The following is a 16,874-nucleotide window of genomic DNA, read 5'->3' as shown; positions in this document are numbered from 1 at the left end:
TCACTGGCACGGCGCGGTTTCTTGATGAACCCGCGCCGTTCCGGCTTTCCAGCGGCGGCTGGCGGCGACCGGACCAGTCCGGCAGTCTGCCAGCGCTGCGATGCAGGGCGTGATGCCTGCACCGTTTTTCCCCGATGATGCGCATGACGCGTGGCGGAGAACCTGTCTGAGGCCTGACGGATGGCCGGACAGAGGCGGATGGCAGGCCCCCTCAGGCAGATACCCAGCGGGCAGCAATTCATGGCGAAGCGCGACTTTTATGAAATCCTCGGCGTTGCGCGCGATGCGGACGAGAAGGTGCTGAAAAGCGCCTACCGGAAGCTTGCGATGCAGTTTCATCCGGACCGCAATCCGGGCGATGCCTCGGCCGAGGCCAGCTTCAAGGAAGTCAACGAAGCTTACGACATCCTGAAGGACGGCCAGAAGCGGGCTGCCTATGACCGTTATGGCCATGCCGCCTTTGAGAATGGCGGATTTGGCGGCGGCGGTGCCGGATTTGGCGGCGGCGGCGACTTCGCCTCCACCATGTCCGACATCTTTGAGGAATTCTTCGGCATGGGCGGCGGGCGCCGTTCCTCCGGCGGGCGCGAGCGCGGTGCGGACCTGCGCTACAATCTGGAAATCACGCTGGAAGAGGCCTTCACGGGCAAGACCGTGGAGATCGAGGTGCCGACCTCCGTCACCTGCCAGCCTTGCAGCGGCTCCGGCGCCAAGCCCGGCTCCAGCCCCACCACCTGCCGCACCTGCGGCGGTTCGGGGCGCGTGCGGGCGGCACAGGGCTTCTTCACTCTGGAGCGCACCTGCCCGAGTTGTCAGGGGCGCGGCCAGGTCATCTCCGATCCCTGCCCGCATTGCTCCGGCGTTGGCCGGGTGACGCAGGAGCGCACCCTCTCGGTCAACATCCCGGCCGGCATCGAGGATGGCACGCGCATCCGTCTTGCCGGCGAGGGCGAAGCGGGCCTGCGCGGCGGGCCGTCGGGCGATCTCTATATCTTCCTGTCGCTGAGGCCGCATGAGTTCTTCCAGCGCGACGGGGCAGATCTTTATTGCCGCGTGCCCATTTCCATGACGACGGCTGCCCTTGGCGGCCAGTTCGACGTGCCCACCGTCGAGGGCGGCACGACCCGGGTCAAGGTGCCGGAGGCGACGCAGAACGGCCGCCAGTTCCGCCTCAAGGGCAAGGGCATGCCGGTGATGCGCACCACGCAGCATGGTGACATGTATATTCAGGTCACGGTGGAAACGCCGACGAACCTGACCAAACGCCAGCGCGAATTGCTGGCCGAATTCGAAAAAGAAAGCTCTGGTGAGAACAATCCGGAGAGCACCGGTTTCTTTGCCCGCGTCAAGGATTTCCTCGACAACCTGGGCAATTGACCGCCGCTTTCAGTCAGGGCCCCGGAGGCTGACTGCCGCCAGGGGCCTTGAAATGGCCACTGTTGCCCGGCTAGATGTTTTTACCAATCTGACCGGAGGACATTATGGCGGCATTCAGGACGCTCGACGCTAAGCCCTTGAAGAAAAAGCTCAAGGACGAATTCCGCTTCTTCCGGAACTGGCTCGACAGCCCTCTGACGCTTGGTGCCATCTCTCCGTCCGGTCCCGAACTTGCCCGCCGGATCGCCTCCCTCGTGCCGGTCCGGCCCGATGGGCGCTATCTGGAGCTTGGCCCCGGAACCGGCGTGGTGACACAGGCCATCTTTGACCGCGGCATAACCCAGCCGCAGCTGACCGCGCTGGAATACACCAGCGAATTCTGCCGCATGCTGCGCGACCGGTTTCCCCGCATGACGACCATTCAGGGCGATGCCTATGCGCTGCGCGAGACGCTGGAAACGGCTATGCCTGTACAGAATGGCATGTTCGCCGGCATTGTCTCCGGCCTGCCGCTGTTCACCCAGCCGGTGGAAAAGAGAAAGGCGCTGATCCTGGATGCGCTCGATCTGTGCGAGCCGGGCGCGCCCTATATCCAGTTTTCTTACGCCATGGTACCGCCGGTGAAGCCGGAGCCGGGCGTTCTCAACCTCGACAAGACCGGCTGGATTTTTGCCAACCTGCCGCCGGCCCGCGTCTGGGTCTACCGCAAGCCGTAATCAGGCTCGCCGGCAGCTGGTGAACAGCCTGCCTTTGTGCTTGCGCTGCGGGTCCCTGCGATGGCAGGCTGCGCGAAATTTCTGTCGCCGACTGATCATGCCCCTTCTTCCCGGGGGTGTCCGGCTGCGGTGCGGCACCATGAGGAGACAGTATGCGCCATCCGAAGATTCTGGTTTTTTCAGGCTCCATCAGGGGCGGCTCGCTCAACACGCGCCTTGCAGGCCTTGCCGCCAAACGGCTGGCCCTGGCCGATGCGGAAGTGACGCGCATCTCGCTCGCCGACTACCAGATGCCGCTTTATGACGGCGATCTGGAACAGGAAAAAGGCCCGCCGGAAGCCGCCCGCAAGCTCAAGCGCCTGATGCAGGAGCAGCACGGCGTTTTCATCGCCTGCCCGGAATACAATGCCGGGATCACGCCGCTTCTGAAGAACACACTGGACTGGATCAGCCGTGTGGGCGATCCGGGAGACGTGCCGGGCGCTGCCTTCAAGAACAGGGTGTTTTGCCTCGGCGCCGCCTCGCCCAGCGCACTGGGCGGCATCCGCGGGCTCATGGGCACGCGCACCGTTCTGGAAGTGGGCCTTGGTGCGCTGGTTCTGCCCGAGATGGCCATGGTGCCGGATGCAGGCTCTGCCTTTGATCCGCAAGGCAATCTCGTCAACGAGAAGGCATCGCGCGCCCTGGATGCCGCCGTGCAGCGGCTGATCCGCGAAACCCGCGCTCTCGTCTGACCCGGCTTCACCGCCACGCGCTTTTCACCGGCCGGTCAGGTCCGTGAAAGCCTGCCGCTTGGCGGATGGGGTTTTCCCTCCTAAATAGAAGACAACGCTGGCGGCCCTGCGGCCGCCTTTTTTTTGGCGATGCAAGCCAATCATCTGCAGGATCGGACAAGGCATGAGTTCAGAACACGGCATGGGCACCTGGCACGGCACCACCATTCTCATGGTGCGCAAGGGCGGCAAGGTGGTGATTGCCGGTGACGGGCAGGTCTCTCTAGGCCAGACCGTCATCAAGAACACCGCGCGCAAGGTGCGCCCTCTGGCCAAGGGCACCGTCATCGGCGGTTTTGCCGGGGCGACGGCGGACGCCTTCACCCTGTTCGAGCGGCTGGAAGCCAAGCTGGAACAGTATCCGGGCCAGCTGATGCGCGCCTGCGTGGAACTGGCCAAGGACTGGCGCACCGACCGCTATCTGCGCCGCCTCGAAGCCATGATGCTGGTGGCCGACAAGGATGTGTCGCTGGTGCTGACCGGCACGGGCGACGTGCTGGAGCCGGAAGGCGGCGTCATGGGCATCGGATCGGGTGGCAACTACGCGCTCGCCGCCGCCCGTGCGCTGGTGGAAACGGACTTTGATGCAGAGACCATCGCGCGCAAGGCCATGGCCATCGCGGCAGACATCTGCGTCTACACCAACGGCAATCTGACGATTGAAAGCCTCGACAGCGCCAGCTGATCCCGCCCCTTCACCGGATACCCACAGATGACCAACGAGGCCTTCACACGGGAGGATCTGCAGGGCGCGGTGCGCGCCGGCATCCTCTCGCCGCCGCAGCTCGAAGCGCTCTCCACCTATCTGGAGGGATTGCGCCAGCCCGCCATCTCCAGCGTGGATGCCGAGGAACTGCGCTTCGTGCGCGGCTTCCATGACATCTTCATCTCCATCGGCCTTCTGACCCTGCTGTTCGGCCTGTTTTTCTTTTTGACCTTCTCCCGCAACTGGGGCCTGAACTTCTCCGTTCAGGCACTGGCCATCTGGGGGCTGTCAGAGGTTTTCGCCCGGCGCATGCGCCTTGCCCTGCCCTCCTTCATCCTGTCGATCCTGTTCCTGCCTGCAACCCTGCTGGCGGTGATTTTCGTTGCGGCGCAGTTTGCGGGAGGATCATCTCCGGATGCATCACAGAAGTTCCAGACCGCGCTGGATGCACTCCCCGGTTCCGCGCTCGTGCTGCTGACAGTGGCTGCAACGGCCATCGCCGCGCTGCATTACTGGCGCTTCCGCGTCCCGGTGGGTGTGTCGGTCATCTGTGCAGGGGCGATCTGCAGCCTGCTGGCAACGGTACATGCCATTGATGGGACCTTCGTCGGCAACTATCTGCCGTGGATCAGCCTCGGCGCCGGTCTTGCCGCCTTCACTGTCGCCATGCGCTTTGACAGCCGTGACCTGACACGGCGCACGGCCAACAGCGACAAGGCCTTCTGGCTGCATTTTCTGGCAGCTCCCCTGCTGGTGCATTCGACGCAGCTCCTCCTGCTGTCCGGCCTGGACAGTTCGGGCGCAGGCGACATCCTGCAGGCGATGGTGATGCTGTCGCTGGTGCTGATGCTGGCCTTTGTCGCCGTGCTGGTGGACCGGCGGGCGATCCTCGTCTCGGGCCTCGGCTACTTTGGTGTGGCCGTCAGCATGCTGCTGTGGAGCGCGGAAGTTTCCAACATGGCCGGCACGTCCATCACGCTGCTGGTGCTGGGCAGCTTCATCCTGCTGCTGGGCTCCGCCTGGGTGCCCGTGCGGCGGCGGCTGGTTGCGCCTTTCACCGGCACGCGCCTGATGCGTTACGTGCCTGCCGCCCAATGATCCTGATGACTGAAAGCTGACACGATGACCAATTTTTCACCCCGGGAAATCGTCTCCGAGCTCGACCGCTACATCGTCGGGCAGAAGGATGCCAAGCGCGCCGTGGCCATCGCCCTGCGCAACCGCTGGCGCCGCCAGCAGCTGGAAAGCCCGATGCGCGAGGAGGTTCTGCCGAAGAACATTCTCATGATCGGACCCACGGGCGTCGGCAAGACCGAGATTGCCCGCCGTCTCGCCCGCCTCGCCAATGCGCCCTTCGTCAAGGTGGAGGCCACCAAGTTCACCGAGGTCGGCTATGTCGGCCGCGATGTGGAGCAGATTGTCCGTGACCTTGTGGAGGCCGGCATCACGCTGGTGCGCGAGCTGCGCCGCGAGGAGGTGAAGGCCAAGGCCCATGTGCTGGCGGAAGAGCGGGTGCTCGATGCCCTCGTTGGCAGCAGTGCCAGCCCGGCCACCCGTGACAGCTTCCGCAAGAAGCTGCGCGAGGGTGACCTTGATGACAAGGAAATCGAGATCCAGGTCCGCGCCCAGCCGCAGATGCCCAGCTTCGAGCTGCCCGGCATGCCCGGCGCCAGCGTCGGCGTGATGAACATCTCCGATATTCTCGGCAAGGCGCTTGGCGGCCAGACCAAGCCGCGCCGCGTGACGGTGAAGGAATCGCACGACATCCTCATCACCGAGGAGTCCGACAAGCTGCTGGACGAGGAGAAGGTGGTGCGCGAGGCCATCAACCTCGTGGAGAATTCCGGCATCGTCTTCCTCGACGAGATCGACAAGATCTGTGCCCGCGATGGCCGCACCGGCGGGGATGTGTCGCGCGAGGGCGTGCAGCGTGACCTGCTGCCGCTGATCGAGGGCACGGTGGTGTCCACCAAGCACGGGCCGGTAAAGACCGACCACATCCTCTTCATCGCCTCCGGCGCCTTCCATGTGGCCAAGCCTTCCGATCTTCTGCCGGAGCTGCAGGGCCGCCTGCCGATCCGCGTCGAGCTGAAGGCGCTGACGCAGGAGGATTTCCGCGCCATCCTGACCGAACCGGAAGCCAGCCTCATCAAGCAATATGTGGCGCTGCTGGGCACCGAAGGGGTGGAGTTGAGCTTCGCCGATGACGCGATTGACGAGATCGCCACCATCGCCGTCGATCTCAATTCCAGCGTCGAAAACATCGGCGCCCGGCGCCTGCAGACCGTGATGGAGCGCATTCTGGACGAGGTGTCCTACACCGCGCCGGACCAGTCCGGCAGCAAGGTGGAGATCACGGCGGACTTCGTGCGCAGCAACATCGGTGAACTGGCGAAGAATGTCGATCTGTCCCGCTTCATCCTCTGAGGCCGCAGCGATGCATCACAACTTTTGCGTCATGCACAGATCCGGCAATTTGCCGCGCTTGCAGGCGGACGGGCCAGATGGCAGCATGCGGCCATGGTAGCGATCCGCAAAAGCTTTGAAGAAGGGCACAGGCGCAAATTTCTGGTGGTCGTGGACGACACACCGGAATGCGACCGTGCCATCATTTACGCCGCAAAACGCGCCGCCCGCACGGGCGGCGTGGTCACCCTGCTCTTCGTCATTGCCCCCGGCGATTTCCAGCACTGGCTGGGCGTCGAGGACATCATGCGCGCCGAAGCGCAGGAAGAGGCGGAGAAAACCCTCGCCAGGGCCGCTGGCCGGGCCCGGGCTGTGGCCCGCACCGAGCCGGAACTGGTCATCCGTGAGGGCAACAAGTCCGACGAGATCGTCAAGCTGATCGAATCCGACGACGACATCGCCATTCTGGTGCTGGCGGCCGGCATGAGTTCGGAAGGCCCCGGACCGCTGGTCACCTCCATCGCCGGCAAGGCAGCCGGCAATTTCCCGATCCCCGTCACCATCGTGCCGGGCAATCTGGGTGATGACGAGATCGCCGCCCTTGCATGAGGGCGGACGAAGCGCCAATTCTTCTGCCGGACGCGCGCGGATGTGCTTGACCTGTGGTCAAACGCACCTAAGTAGTTTATAAAGATTCCAATCTGGGGCGCGTCCGGCAAGCCGTTACCGCCAGTCGAAGAGACCTTGCCCCGACGATCGACTGAGGATCAGACCCATGTTCATCCAGACCGAGGCAACCCCGAATCCCTCGACCCTGAAGTTCCTGCCCGGCCGTGTCGTGCTGCCGGAAGGCACGCATGATTTCCGCTCGGCCCATGACGCTGCCGCCTCGCCACTGGCGCAGCGCCTGTTCGACGTGCCGGGCGTTTCGGCCGTGTTCTTCGGCCATGACTTCATCACCGTGACCAAGGACGACACCGACTGGCAGCACATGAAGCCGGCCATCCTGGGCGCGATCATGGAGCAGTTCATGTCCGGCCAGCCCGTGATGCAGATGGGCGGCAATACGGATGACGGGGTGGACGGCGAAGAGTTCTTCGACGCCGCCGACGAAGAGACCGTCACCGTGATCAAGGACCTGATCGAGACCCGCGTGCGCCCGGCTGTGGCGCAGGACGGCGGCGACATCACCTTCAAGGGCTTCAAGAAAGGTATCGTCTACCTGTCCATGCGCGGCGCCTGTGCCGGCTGCCCCTCCTCCACCGCGACACTGAAGCACGGCATCCAGAACCTGCTGCGGCATTTCGTGCCCGAGGTCGAGGAAGTCCGCGCTCTGTAAGCCGGTTCACCGAAAGCTGCTCTCGACAAGCGGGGTTCGGGCCACTACAGCAATCCGGATGCAGCAGCCGCTGCATCCGGATTTTCTTTAAGCCGCACCCCAGTCCGGTGCCGCTCCAGTAAGCCTTGCGGAGGCCGGGACAGCCGATGACCCGACTGCTTGCCATCGATACGGCCCAGGCCAATTGCGCGGTTGCCGTGCTGACGCTGACAGACGGCGGCGAAACGCTGGTGTCCCGCAGCGAGGCCATCGGCCGGGGCCATGCGGAAGCCTTGATGCCGATGATCGAGGCGGTGATGGGCGAAGCGGGCGTCACCTTTGCGGATATTGACCGGATCGCCGTCACCTGTGGCCCCGGCAGCTTTACCGGGCTGCGGGTCGGCCTGTCCGTTGCCCGCGGCTTTGCGCTGGTGCGGCAGATCCCGGCCATCGGCATTTCCGTCCTCGACGGCCTTGCCGCCGAGGCCCGGGCAGAGGCGGAAGGCCGGCCCGTTCTGGCCGTGCTGGAAGCCCGCGAAGACGAAATCTACGCAGCCTTTTATGATGAAACGGGCCATCCGGCAGGCGAGCCGGAGGTGGCCTTGAGGCACGATCTGGCGGGCCGCATCACGCCGGACATGGTGCTGACCGGTTCGGCAGCACCTGCTTTGGCGGATGCTTGCGGCCTTGCCGGGGTGAAGGTGCATGGCGCGGCCAGCGTGCCGGATATTGCCACGGTGGCGCGGCTCGGAGCGGCGGCACAGGCCAGCGGCCTGCCGCCGGTGCCGCTTTACCTGCGCCCGCCGGATGCCAAGCCGCAGCTCAAAGGGAGGATCGAGCGGATATGAGTTTCTGGTGGTTCTGGTCAGCCCCGCCCGTGATTGAGCCCGTCGAAGACGAGGATCTGCCGCGCCTTGCGGATATCCACGCCAAATCCTTTGCCCATGGCTGGGATGAAGACGAACTGGCACGCCTGCGTTCGCAGGATGGCGTGCTGATGCTGCTTGCCCGCCGCGCCAGCCCCTATGGCACGCGTGCGCCTGTCGGCTTCGTCATCATGCGCCAGGTGGCCGATGAAGCGGAAGTGCTGACGCTGGCGGTGGATCCGCGCCAGCGCGGGCGCGGCGTTGCCCGCAGGCTGATGCAGGAAGCGATGTTCCGCCTTTATGGCGAGCGCTGCGCCAGTGTCTTTCTGGAGGTGGATGCCGCCAATGAAGCCGCTCTGCATCTTTACCGGAGCCTCCGGTTCCAGCAGGTGGGCGAGCGCAAGGGCTATTACCGGCAGAGCGAGAAAGACGGGACTGCGCTTGTCATGCGCGCCGATCTTGGCTAATCGCTCAAGACAGGGTTCAACGCGGAAGGAAGGGGTCAGGCATGTCCGGTGACCGGCAAAACTCGCTTGCCGATCAGTGCATCGCCAAAGGCATGCGCATGACGGAGCAGCGCCGCATCATCGCTTCCGTGATCGAGGAAGCGACGGACCATCCGGATGTGGAGGAACTCTACCGCCGTGCTTCGGCGCTCGATGCCCGCATTTCCATCTCCACCGTCTACCGCACCGTGAAGCTGTTCGAGGATGCCGGCATCATTGAACGGCACGATTTCCGCGACGGGCGCTCACGCTATGAGACCGTGCCGGACGAGCATCACGATCATCTGATCGACCTGCGCAACGGCACGGTGATCGAATTCCGCAGCGAGGAAATCGAGGCGCTGCAGGAGCTGATCGCCAAGCGGCTCGGCTACCGGCTGGTGGACCACCGGCTGGAGCTTTACTGCGTGCCGCTGGCGCCCAAGGCCCCGGAGGGCAGCGATGCAGCAGAGTAAGGCGGTCTGCGTCATCTTTCTGCTGACAATCGTCTCCCTGATCCTCATTCCGCTGCAGTGGCTGGCGATGAAGGCCGGCCATCCGGTGCAGCGGCAGCTGCCGTATCTGTGGCACCGCATTGCCACAAGGCTTGTCGGCATCCGCATCACGCAGAAGGGCAAGCCCGCCACCCACCGGCCGCTGCTGATCGTCGCCAATCATGCGTCCTGGGTGGACATCACCGTTCTGGGCGCCGTTATGCCCTTGTCCTTCATCGCCAAGTCGGAAGTGGAAGGCTGGCCCATCCTCGGGCTTTTCGCCAAGCTTCAGCGCACCGTTTTCGTCAACCGCACCCGCCGGACCGAGACGGGGGCTGTCGCCAGCCAGATTGCCGGACGCATGGCCAGCGGCGATGCCATGGTGCTGTTTGCCGAAGGCACCTCCAACGACGGCAACCGGGTTCTGCCTTTCCGCTCGGCCCTGCTGGGCGCAGCCACCAAGGCGCTGGAAAATGGCGCGCCGGTTGAGGTGCAGCCGCTGTCCATCGTCTATGCCCGCCAGCACGGCATTCCGCTGGACCGGCGGACCCGTGCACGCATTGCCTGGTATGGCGACATGGAGCTGGGCGGCCACCTGTGGGGCGTGTTCTGCAATGGGGCCATCGATGTGGAGCTGACCTGGGGCGAGCCGGTTGAAGTGAGCCCCGGAACCGACCGCAAGGCCCTGACCGCGCGCCTTCACGCCGATGTGGAGCGCATGACCATTACCGGGCTGACGGGCCGCGAGCCGCTGGATCCGGAGGCCGGTGAGGCTGACGTTCCGGCCAGCGAAACAGCACAATGACGCCTCGCCTATTCTCATCGGCGGTAAAAGCGGCTAAAGCTGGCGGAAATCGAGGGTGACCTCTCCTGTGACGGCAAACCGTCACATGGCCCCTGTATATCTGATCTGCGCGAGCCCGCGTGATGGTATTGACCGTCCGGGCGCCGTGAGGAGCTCATGACCCAGCGTTCTAGTGAACTGCATCCGGCCAGCCCGGCCCATTCCCACACCAATGGCAGCCAGACGGCGGGCGGCGAAGGCTCTGACGAGGCTGTGGTCAGCCGACGGGCGGAAGGCAGTGATCAGGACGGCATGAAGAAGGTCTTCGTGCGCACCTATGGCTGCCAGATGAATGTCTATGACAGCGACCGCATGGCCGATGTGCTGGGCCCGCAGGGCTACCGCACCACGGACAGCATGGATGACGCGGATCTGGTGATCCTCAACACCTGCCACATCCGCGAAAAGGCTGCCGAGAAGGTCTATTCCGAGCTTGGCCGCATCCGCAAGCTGAAGGACGAGCGCGGCCCCGGCGGCAAGCCGCTGATGGTGGGCGTTGCCGGCTGCGTGGCGCAGGCGGAGGGGCAGGAAATCGCCCGCCGCGCGCCCGTCGTGGACATGGTCTTCGGCCCGCAGAGCTATCACCGCCTGCCGGATCTGATCGCCCGCGCCTCACGCGGGGAAAGCGTGGTCGAGACCGAATTCGAGATCGAGGACAAGTTCGAGCACCTGTCGAAGGAAGCGGCAAAGCCGGGCCTGAAGCGGGCGCCTTCTGCCTTCCTGACCGTGCAGGAAGGCTGCGACAAGTTCTGCACCTTCTGCGTCGTGCCCTATACGCGCGGCTCGGAAGTGTCGCGCCCGCTGGCCCAGATCCTGCGCGAGGCGGAACAGATGGCCGCGCAGGGCGTGCGCGAGGTGACGCTGCTGGGCCAGAACGTCAACGCCTGGCATGGCGATGGCCCGGACGGAAAGCCCCTCGGCCTTGGCTATCTGCTGCGGCGCCTTGCGGAAGTTCCGGGGCTCGACCGGCTGCGCTACACCACCAGCCACCCGCGCGACATGGATGACGAACTGATCGCCGCGCACCGGGACCTCAAGGAACTGATGCCCTATCTGCATCTGCCGGTGCAGTCAGGTTCCGACCGGATTCTGGCGGCGATGAACCGCCGCCATACGCGCGAGGATTATTTCCGCCTGATTGACCGCATCCGCGAAGCGGCGCCGGGTCTGGCGCTTTCGGGTGATTTCATCGTCGGCTTCCCCGGCGAGACGGATCAGGACTTTGCGGACACGCTGGATCTGGTGCGGCGCGTGGAATATGCCGCCTGCTTCTCCTTCAAATACAGCCAGCGCCCCGGCACGCCGGGGGCAACCATGGCAGATCAGGTGCCGGAGGACGTGAAGACCGCCCGGCTGCTCGAGCTGCAGGGGCTGCTCGCCGATCAGCAGCGCGCCTTCAACCGGTCCCGCGTCGGCATGCGGATGGACGTGCTGTTCGAGAAGGTTGGGCGCATGCCCGGCCAGATCACCGGCAAGTCCCCCTGGCTGCAGCCGGTGCAGGTGGACGGGCCGCAGGATCTGATCGGCACAATCCAAACCGTGGAAATTTACGACACGGGCTCCAATTCGCTGTTCGGACGGCTGATTGCAGGGCACACTGATGCTCAGCTCAGTTCCACGAGCCCTGCCAAGGAGGCGGCCATTGACGCGTGACAGCCAGACAACGCTTCGTAAGCCCTCTGACCGGGGAGCAGTCCCCGCCTCTGACATGACCCACATTGTCCTTGCGTTCGAAGACAACAGGCTGATTGGTGACCTTTTCGGCCAGTTTGATCAGAACCTCGCCCTGATCGAGCAGCGCCTTGGCGTCGATGCCATCGCCCGCGGCAATCAGGTGACGCTGAAGGGCAAGCACCGCCAGTGCGTGCAGGCACGCCACGCCCTCGAATCACTTTACCAGCGCCTGCAGCAGGGCCACGAAATCCACCCGGCCGACGTGGAAGGCGCGCTGCGCATGGCGGTGGCCGCCGATGCCCAGCTGCCGCTGCCGACGCTGGAGCCGCGCTCGCGCCTTTCCTTCGCGCAGATCTCGACCCGCAAGAAGACCGTTGTCGCCCGCACGGCAGCACAGGACGCCTATATCCGCTCCATGGACCGCGCCGATCTGATTTTCGGCACCGGCCCTGCCGGTACGGGCAAGACCTTCCTTGCGGTGGCCTATGCCGCTGCCCTGATCGAGCGCGGTGATGCCTCGCGGCTGATCCTCTCCCGCCCGGCCGTGGAAGCGGGCGAGCGCCTCGGCTTCCTGCCGGGTGACATGAAGGAGAAGGTCGATCCCTATCTGCGCCCGCTCTATGACGCGCTCTACGAGATGATGCCGCCGGAAAAGGTCGATCGCGGCCTGCAGTCCGGCATGATCGAAGTGGCGCCGCTCGCCTTCATGCGCGGGCGCACGCTCTCCAATGCCGTCGTGCTGCTGGATGAGGCGCAGAACACCACGACGATGCAGATGAAGATGTTCCTCACCCGTCTGGGCGAGAACTCCAAGATGATCGTCACCGGCGACCCCAGCCAGATCGACTTGCCCATGGGCCAGAAGTCGGGCCTGCGCGAGGCGCTGGAACTGCTGCCGGACATCGAGGGTGTTGCCCACGTGCAGTTCACCGATGTGGACGTGGTACGCCACGAGCTGGTGGCCCGCATCGTGCGTGCCTATGACGACGCCAGCCGCGAAGAGCTGCAGGAGCGGGAGCGCCGGCATGCCCTGCGCGCTGCCGCCGCGCAGCAGCAGGAGTAAGCCCTGTGCCCCCTGCCTCTGCGGCCGCCAGCGGCCTGCCGGAAGATTTCCTGCTGGACCTCAGCATCGAATGTGATGGCTGGCCGGAAGAAGACGAACTGGAGGCCCTGAGCCTGCGCGCTGCGGAAGCCGCCTTCCGCATTGGCGGGCTCAAGGCCATGCCCGGCTCCGAACTGTCGCTCCTTTTCGTCGATGATGCGCGCATCCGCGAGCTCAACGCCGAGTGGCGGAACAAGGACAAGGCCACGAATGTTCTCTCCTTCCCCGGCGGGGAAGAGATGAACGGGCTTTACGGCCCTCTGCTTGGTGATATCGTATTTGCGCTGGAAACAGTCTCGAAGGAGGCTGAAGAGCAGGCTATTTCGTTTCAGGATCATTTTTTGCATCTTGTAGTGCACGGACTCCTTCACCTTTTCGGGTATGATCACCAGATGGAGGCCGAAGCCGAAGAGATGGAAGATCTGGAGCGGCGGATCCTTGCCAGCATGGGCATTGCCGACCCTTATGCGGATGCGCCGCTTGTGGCGGACGACCCGCAGGAGCCCTGACCCCGCAAGGGTGACAGCAGGGACAACGAACGAATGGACAGATGACAGTTTCTGACAGTGGCAGTATCGCAACGCCTGCGGCCAGTCCGGCTTCCGTGCCGGTTCAGGAAGACGGCGCCGACCCACGACTATCCGGGCCCCGAAAACCGGGGCCTCTGGCCCGGATTGCCGGGCGCCTGGCACGGCTGCGGCGCAGCAGCGCGTCGAGCCTGCGGGAAAATCTCCAGGATGAACTGGCCCGCGAACTGGTTGAAGGCGGGGATACGGCGTTCTCGCCGGAAGAGCGGCTGCTGCTCGGCAACATCCTTCGCCTGCGCGAGCTGCGCGTCGATGACGTGATGGTCCCCCGCGCGGATATCGAGGCGGTGGATGATAGCGTGACCCTGGGCCGCCTCATGGAGGTGTTCCGCGAGAATGGCCACTCCCGCATGCCAATCTATCACGAGAGCCTTGATGACCCGCGCGGCATGGTTCACATCAAGGACCTCATGGCCTTCATCGCCCGTCTTGCCACGCCGTCGTCCGAGGCCGGGGCCGGGGCCGCAAAAGACACCGATCTGCCAGCGAAGAATTCCGCCCTCGATCTGACCTCGGTCGATCTGACGCTGACGCTCGCCGAGACCGGCCTGCTGCGTCCGCTTCTGTTTGTGCCTCCCTCCATGCCGGCAACCGACCTGATGGCCAAGATGCAGGCGAGCCGCGTGCAGATGGCGCTGGTCATCGATGAATATGGCGGCACGGACGGTCTCGTCTCGCTGGAGGATATCGTCGAAACAGTCGTCGGCGATATCGAGGACGAGCACGACGAGGACGAAGAGGCAATGCTTCAGCCGGCCGGGGACGGCGTCTGGATTGCCGATCCCCGCATTCCGCTGGAAGAACTGTCCGAACAGCTGGGCACCGACTTCAACGCTGGGGAAATGGCCGAGGAAGTGGACACGCTGGGCGGCCTGCTGTTCACCCTGCTCGGCCGGGTGCCGGTGCGCGGCGAGCTGATCGCCCCCAAGGAGGTCACCGGCTACGAATTCGAGGTGCTGGATGCGGACCCGCGCCGGATCAAGCGCCTCAGAGTGCGCAAGCGCCGGGTGGAAGTCCGCACGGGCGACCAGCGGCGGCGGCCCAAGCGCGACGATAAGACAGCAGGCACGGAGCCTCCGGCCACGTAAATGCCAAGGTTTTGAAACGCTGGCTCATGATGCCTTCAGGTTGCCCGGCCGCCGCGCGGGCTTGCCAGCTCAAAGGCTGCTTCCGGAGGCTTGACCTGCGCTCTGACGCCTCCCACATGCTGCAGGCCGTAAGCGGCGGAGAAATATGACAATGCCCTTCCTGCCAGACCTGATACGGCGCGCCGCCAGCCCCTTCCTTCTGGCGCACGGCAAGAGACGGTGGCTTCTGGCCTTTGCCGCAGGCGCAGCGTCGGTTCTGGCCCTGCCGCCGTTCAACATTCTCCCCGTGCTCTTTGTCACCCTGCCGGCTCTCGTGTGGCTGATCGACGGTGCGGCGGGCGCAAAGGACAGCGTTCCCCCCGGACGGCGGATGCGGGCCGGCTTTGCCATTGGCTGGTGCTTCGGCTTTGGCTATTTCCTTGCCGGCCTGTGGTGGATCGGCAGCGCCTTTCTGGTGGAAGCCGAGCAATATGCCTGGATGCTGCCCTTTGCCATTGCGGGTCTTCCGGCCGGGCTGGCGCTGTTTCATGCTGTGGCCATTGCACTGGCCACCCGCTTCTGGCCCGAACATGCGGGCCGCATGCTGCTGCTTGCGGGGCTTCTGGCCATTTCGGACTGGCTCCGCGGCCATATCCTGACCGGATTTCCCTGGAACAGCTTTGGCTACAGTGTGTCCGGCAGCCTCGCCCTGTCCCAGAGCGCCAGTCTCATCGGCATCTACGGGCTGAGCGCCCTTGTCATCGCCTGTGCAACCGCACCGGCGGCCCTTGCCGATACCGGGCGCCGCAACTGGCTGCCGCTGGGCCTGAGCCTGGCACTGCTCGCCGGGCTGTGGGGCTGGGGCACGGCTAGGCTTGCAGAACCAGCCGTGCTGGCGCAGCCTCCGGCCGTCATCCGCATAATACAACCCAATATCGCGCAAAAAGAGAAATGGCTTCCCGAGAATAAAGTTTCGATTTTCAGAAGCTATCTTGGGTTGAGCCGATCTGCCAGAAATGATGAAATGGCCAGCACCACGCGCACGGTCTTTGTCTGGCCCGAATCTGCATTTCCTTTTCTTCTGACAAGTTCTCCTGAAGCTTTATCCGAGATAGATTCTCTTCTGGAGCCGCATCAGACACTTGTTACAGGCGCAATCCGCGCCGAAAGAGGACCTGACGAAACCAAATATTACAACAGCATCTACGTCATTGGCGACGGCAGCGAGATTCTGGACGCCTATGACAAGGTCCGGCTCGTGCCCTTCGGAGAGTATCTCCCCCTGTCGGACCTGCTCGAACGGCTGGGTATCCGCAAGCTGGTCAATGCCCCTGGCGCCTTCACCGCCGGCTACGCACCCCGCGTCATGGCGACGGGCGGACTGCCCCCCTTTCTGCCCCTGATCTGCTACGAGGCGATCTTTCCGCAAATGGCGTCAGAGGCCGGAAACCGGCCGGAGTGGCTGCTCAATGTCACCAATGATGCCTGGTTCGGCGATACGGCAGGACCCTATCAGCATCTGGCGCAAGCCCGGTTCCGGGCCATTGAGCAGGGATTACCCCTTGTCAGATCTGCCAATACAGGTATATCAGCTTTTGTCGATCCATATGGCCGGGTAACAGGGTCCCTTGCCCTCAACCGGTCCGGCGTGATTGACGCACACCTCACCGCTCCGTTGCCGGCAACGCTTTATGCCCGGTATGGCGATGCGGGACTGGCCGGACTCCTGATCATTTTTACTACATTTTTTACTTTAGCGAGCCTCAACCTGCCTTCGCGTCATAATTGATATTGAATGAGAGAGTCCGTCAGCATAGTGTAGTACAACCGCAGCTTCCGGAGGAGCAGTGGAAACCGCGAAACAGAGGGCCGGCAGTGGGTGGTCCGGTCCGCACCCGAAGCGCCAGGATGGCAGCTCAACGTGTGTTTCGTGTTCTTGAAAACCCGCGTGCACCTTCTGGCCGGAGGACACGCTGAACCGAAAGATGAGGGCAATGCCCAGCAAGAAAGCACCTAACCCGATCGACGTGCATGTCGGCAGCCGCGTCCGTCTGCGCCGCATGATGCTTGGCATGAGCCAGGAGAAGCTCGGTGAGAGCCTCGGCATCACGTTCCAGCAGATCCAGAAATACGAAAAAGGCACCAACCGCATCGGTGCCTCGCGCCTGCAGCACATCTCGACCGTGCTCAAGGTGCCGGTTGCCTTCTTCTTCGAGGACGCCCCCGGTTCGCCGGACGACTTCGAAGGCTTTGGCGAGTCGCAGCCGACCTCCTATGTGGTCGACTTCCTCTCCTCCTCCGAAGGCCTGTCCCTGAACAAGGCCTTTGTGCGGATCGAGGACCCCAAGGTGCGCCGCAAGATCGTCGATCTGGTCCGCGCGCTTGCCGGCGACGAGGCCTGACACAAGGCTTTGAAGATACTGTTGCATCACGCCTCGAAGATGCTGAGACGGCATAAG

The 16,874-nt window shown here is 64.1% G+C and carries 18 protein-coding genes; all 18 read left to right on the top strand.

Annotation, left to right across the window (positions count from 1 at the left end; genetic code table 11):
• The first annotated feature begins 240 nt into the window (after positions 1-240).
• The 18 genes from dnaJ (at position 241) to IF10I1_RS20075 (ending at position 16,817) form a co-directional block, all read left to right on the top strand.
• On the top strand, positions 241-1,377 hold the full coding sequence (gene dnaJ, locus IF10I1_RS20160) for a molecular chaperone DnaJ (protein WP_186391544.1): 1,137 nt from the start codon (positions 241-243) through the stop codon (positions 1,375-1,377).
• A 104-nt stretch (positions 1,378-1,481) separates the two neighbouring features.
• A complete protein-coding gene (locus IF10I1_RS20155; RefSeq protein ID WP_050473454.1) occupies positions 1,482-2,093 on the top strand; it encodes a class I SAM-dependent methyltransferase in 612 nt (203 codons plus the stop codon).
• A gap of 152 nt (positions 2,094-2,245) precedes the next feature.
• Positions 2,246-2,827 (top strand): NADPH-dependent FMN reductase, encoded by a 582-nt coding sequence (locus tag IF10I1_RS20150; RefSeq protein ID WP_050473455.1) that lies wholly within the window; start codon positions 2,246-2,248, stop codon positions 2,825-2,827.
• Positions 2,828-2,990: 163 nt separating this feature from the next.
• Positions 2,991-3,551 carry an ATP-dependent protease subunit HslV gene (gene hslV, locus IF10I1_RS20145; RefSeq protein WP_305790724.1) on the top strand — a complete coding sequence of 187 codons (561 nt, stop codon included), beginning with the start codon at positions 2,991-2,993 and terminating at the stop codon, positions 3,549-3,551.
• Between the two features lie 27 nt (positions 3,552-3,578).
• Positions 3,579-4,670 (top strand): hypothetical protein, encoded by a 1,092-nt coding sequence (locus IF10I1_RS20140; RefSeq protein WP_186391543.1) that lies wholly within the window; start codon positions 3,579-3,581, stop codon positions 4,668-4,670.
• A gap of 24 nt (positions 4,671-4,694) precedes the next feature.
• On the top strand, positions 4,695-5,999 hold the full coding sequence (gene hslU, locus IF10I1_RS20135; RefSeq protein ID WP_186414896.1) for an ATP-dependent protease ATPase subunit HslU: 1,305 nt from the start codon (positions 4,695-4,697) through the stop codon (positions 5,997-5,999).
• 93 nt (positions 6,000-6,092) lie between these two features.
• The gene (locus IF10I1_RS20130; RefSeq protein WP_019963771.1) at positions 6,093-6,587 is read left to right on the top strand and encodes a universal stress protein; all 495 of its coding nucleotides are present in this window, start codon (positions 6,093-6,095) and stop codon (positions 6,585-6,587) included.
• Between the two features lie 166 nt (positions 6,588-6,753).
• Positions 6,754-7,317: a NifU family protein gene (locus IF10I1_RS20125; protein WP_186414895.1), complete on the top strand. Its 564-nt coding sequence runs from the start codon at positions 6,754-6,756 to the stop codon at positions 7,315-7,317.
• A gap of 146 nt (positions 7,318-7,463) precedes the next feature.
• Complete coding sequence (gene tsaB / locus IF10I1_RS20120; RefSeq protein ID WP_186414894.1) at positions 7,464-8,144, top strand: tRNA (adenosine(37)-N6)-threonylcarbamoyltransferase complex dimerization subunit type 1 TsaB; 681 nt, start codon at positions 7,464-7,466, stop codon at positions 8,142-8,144.
• A complete protein-coding gene (gene rimI / locus IF10I1_RS20115) occupies positions 8,141-8,629 on the top strand; it encodes a ribosomal protein S18-alanine N-acetyltransferase (protein ID WP_050473464.1) in 489 nt (162 codons plus the stop codon). The genes tsaB and rimI overlap by 4 nt, the downstream gene beginning before the upstream one ends.
• Positions 8,630-8,670: 41 nt before the next feature.
• Positions 8,671-9,123 (top strand): Fur family transcriptional regulator, encoded by a 453-nt coding sequence (locus IF10I1_RS20110; protein WP_123193310.1) that lies wholly within the window; start codon positions 8,671-8,673, stop codon positions 9,121-9,123.
• Positions 9,110-9,946, top strand: a complete 837-nt coding sequence (locus IF10I1_RS20105; protein WP_186414893.1) for a 1-acyl-sn-glycerol-3-phosphate acyltransferase — start codon at positions 9,110-9,112, stop codon at positions 9,944-9,946. The genes IF10I1_RS20110 and IF10I1_RS20105 overlap by 14 nt, the downstream gene beginning before the upstream one ends.
• Before the next feature lie 291 nt (positions 9,947-10,237).
• Positions 10,238-11,638, top strand: coding sequence for a tRNA (N6-isopentenyl adenosine(37)-C2)-methylthiotransferase MiaB (miaB, locus tag IF10I1_RS20100; protein WP_208977107.1), 1,401 nt, complete (start codon positions 10,238-10,240; stop codon positions 11,636-11,638).
• A gap of 55 nt (positions 11,639-11,693) precedes the next feature.
• Positions 11,694-12,722 (top strand): PhoH family protein, encoded by a 1,029-nt coding sequence (locus IF10I1_RS20095; RefSeq protein WP_050473467.1) that lies wholly within the window; start codon positions 11,694-11,696, stop codon positions 12,720-12,722.
• 5 nt (positions 12,723-12,727) lie between these two features.
• Positions 12,728-13,270 carry an rRNA maturation RNase YbeY gene (ybeY, locus tag IF10I1_RS20090; RefSeq protein WP_186391538.1) on the top strand — a complete coding sequence of 181 codons (543 nt, stop codon included), beginning with the start codon at positions 12,728-12,730 and terminating at the stop codon, positions 13,268-13,270.
• A gap of 41 nt (positions 13,271-13,311) precedes the next feature.
• On the top strand, positions 13,312-14,436 hold the full coding sequence (locus IF10I1_RS20085) for a transporter associated domain-containing protein (protein ID WP_208977095.1): 1,125 nt from the start codon (positions 13,312-13,314) through the stop codon (positions 14,434-14,436).
• A gap of 151 nt (positions 14,437-14,587) precedes the next feature.
• Positions 14,588-16,204 carry an apolipoprotein N-acyltransferase gene (gene lnt, locus IF10I1_RS20080; protein WP_186391537.1) on the top strand — a complete coding sequence of 539 codons (1,617 nt, stop codon included), beginning with the start codon at positions 14,588-14,590 and terminating at the stop codon, positions 16,202-16,204.
• 205 nt (positions 16,205-16,409) lie between these two features.
• The gene (locus IF10I1_RS20075) at positions 16,410-16,817 is read left to right on the top strand and encodes a helix-turn-helix domain-containing protein (protein WP_019963782.1); all 408 of its coding nucleotides are present in this window, start codon (positions 16,410-16,412) and stop codon (positions 16,815-16,817) included.
• Positions 16,818-16,874 lie beyond the last annotated feature (57 nt).

Origin of the sequence: Pannonibacter sp. I15F10I1 (assembly GCF_900185665.1) — a bacterium.
Classification (GTDB): domain Bacteria; phylum Pseudomonadota; class Alphaproteobacteria; order Rhizobiales; family Stappiaceae; genus Pannonibacter; species Pannonibacter indicus.
This window is presented reverse-complemented; position numbering and strand designations above follow the sequence as displayed.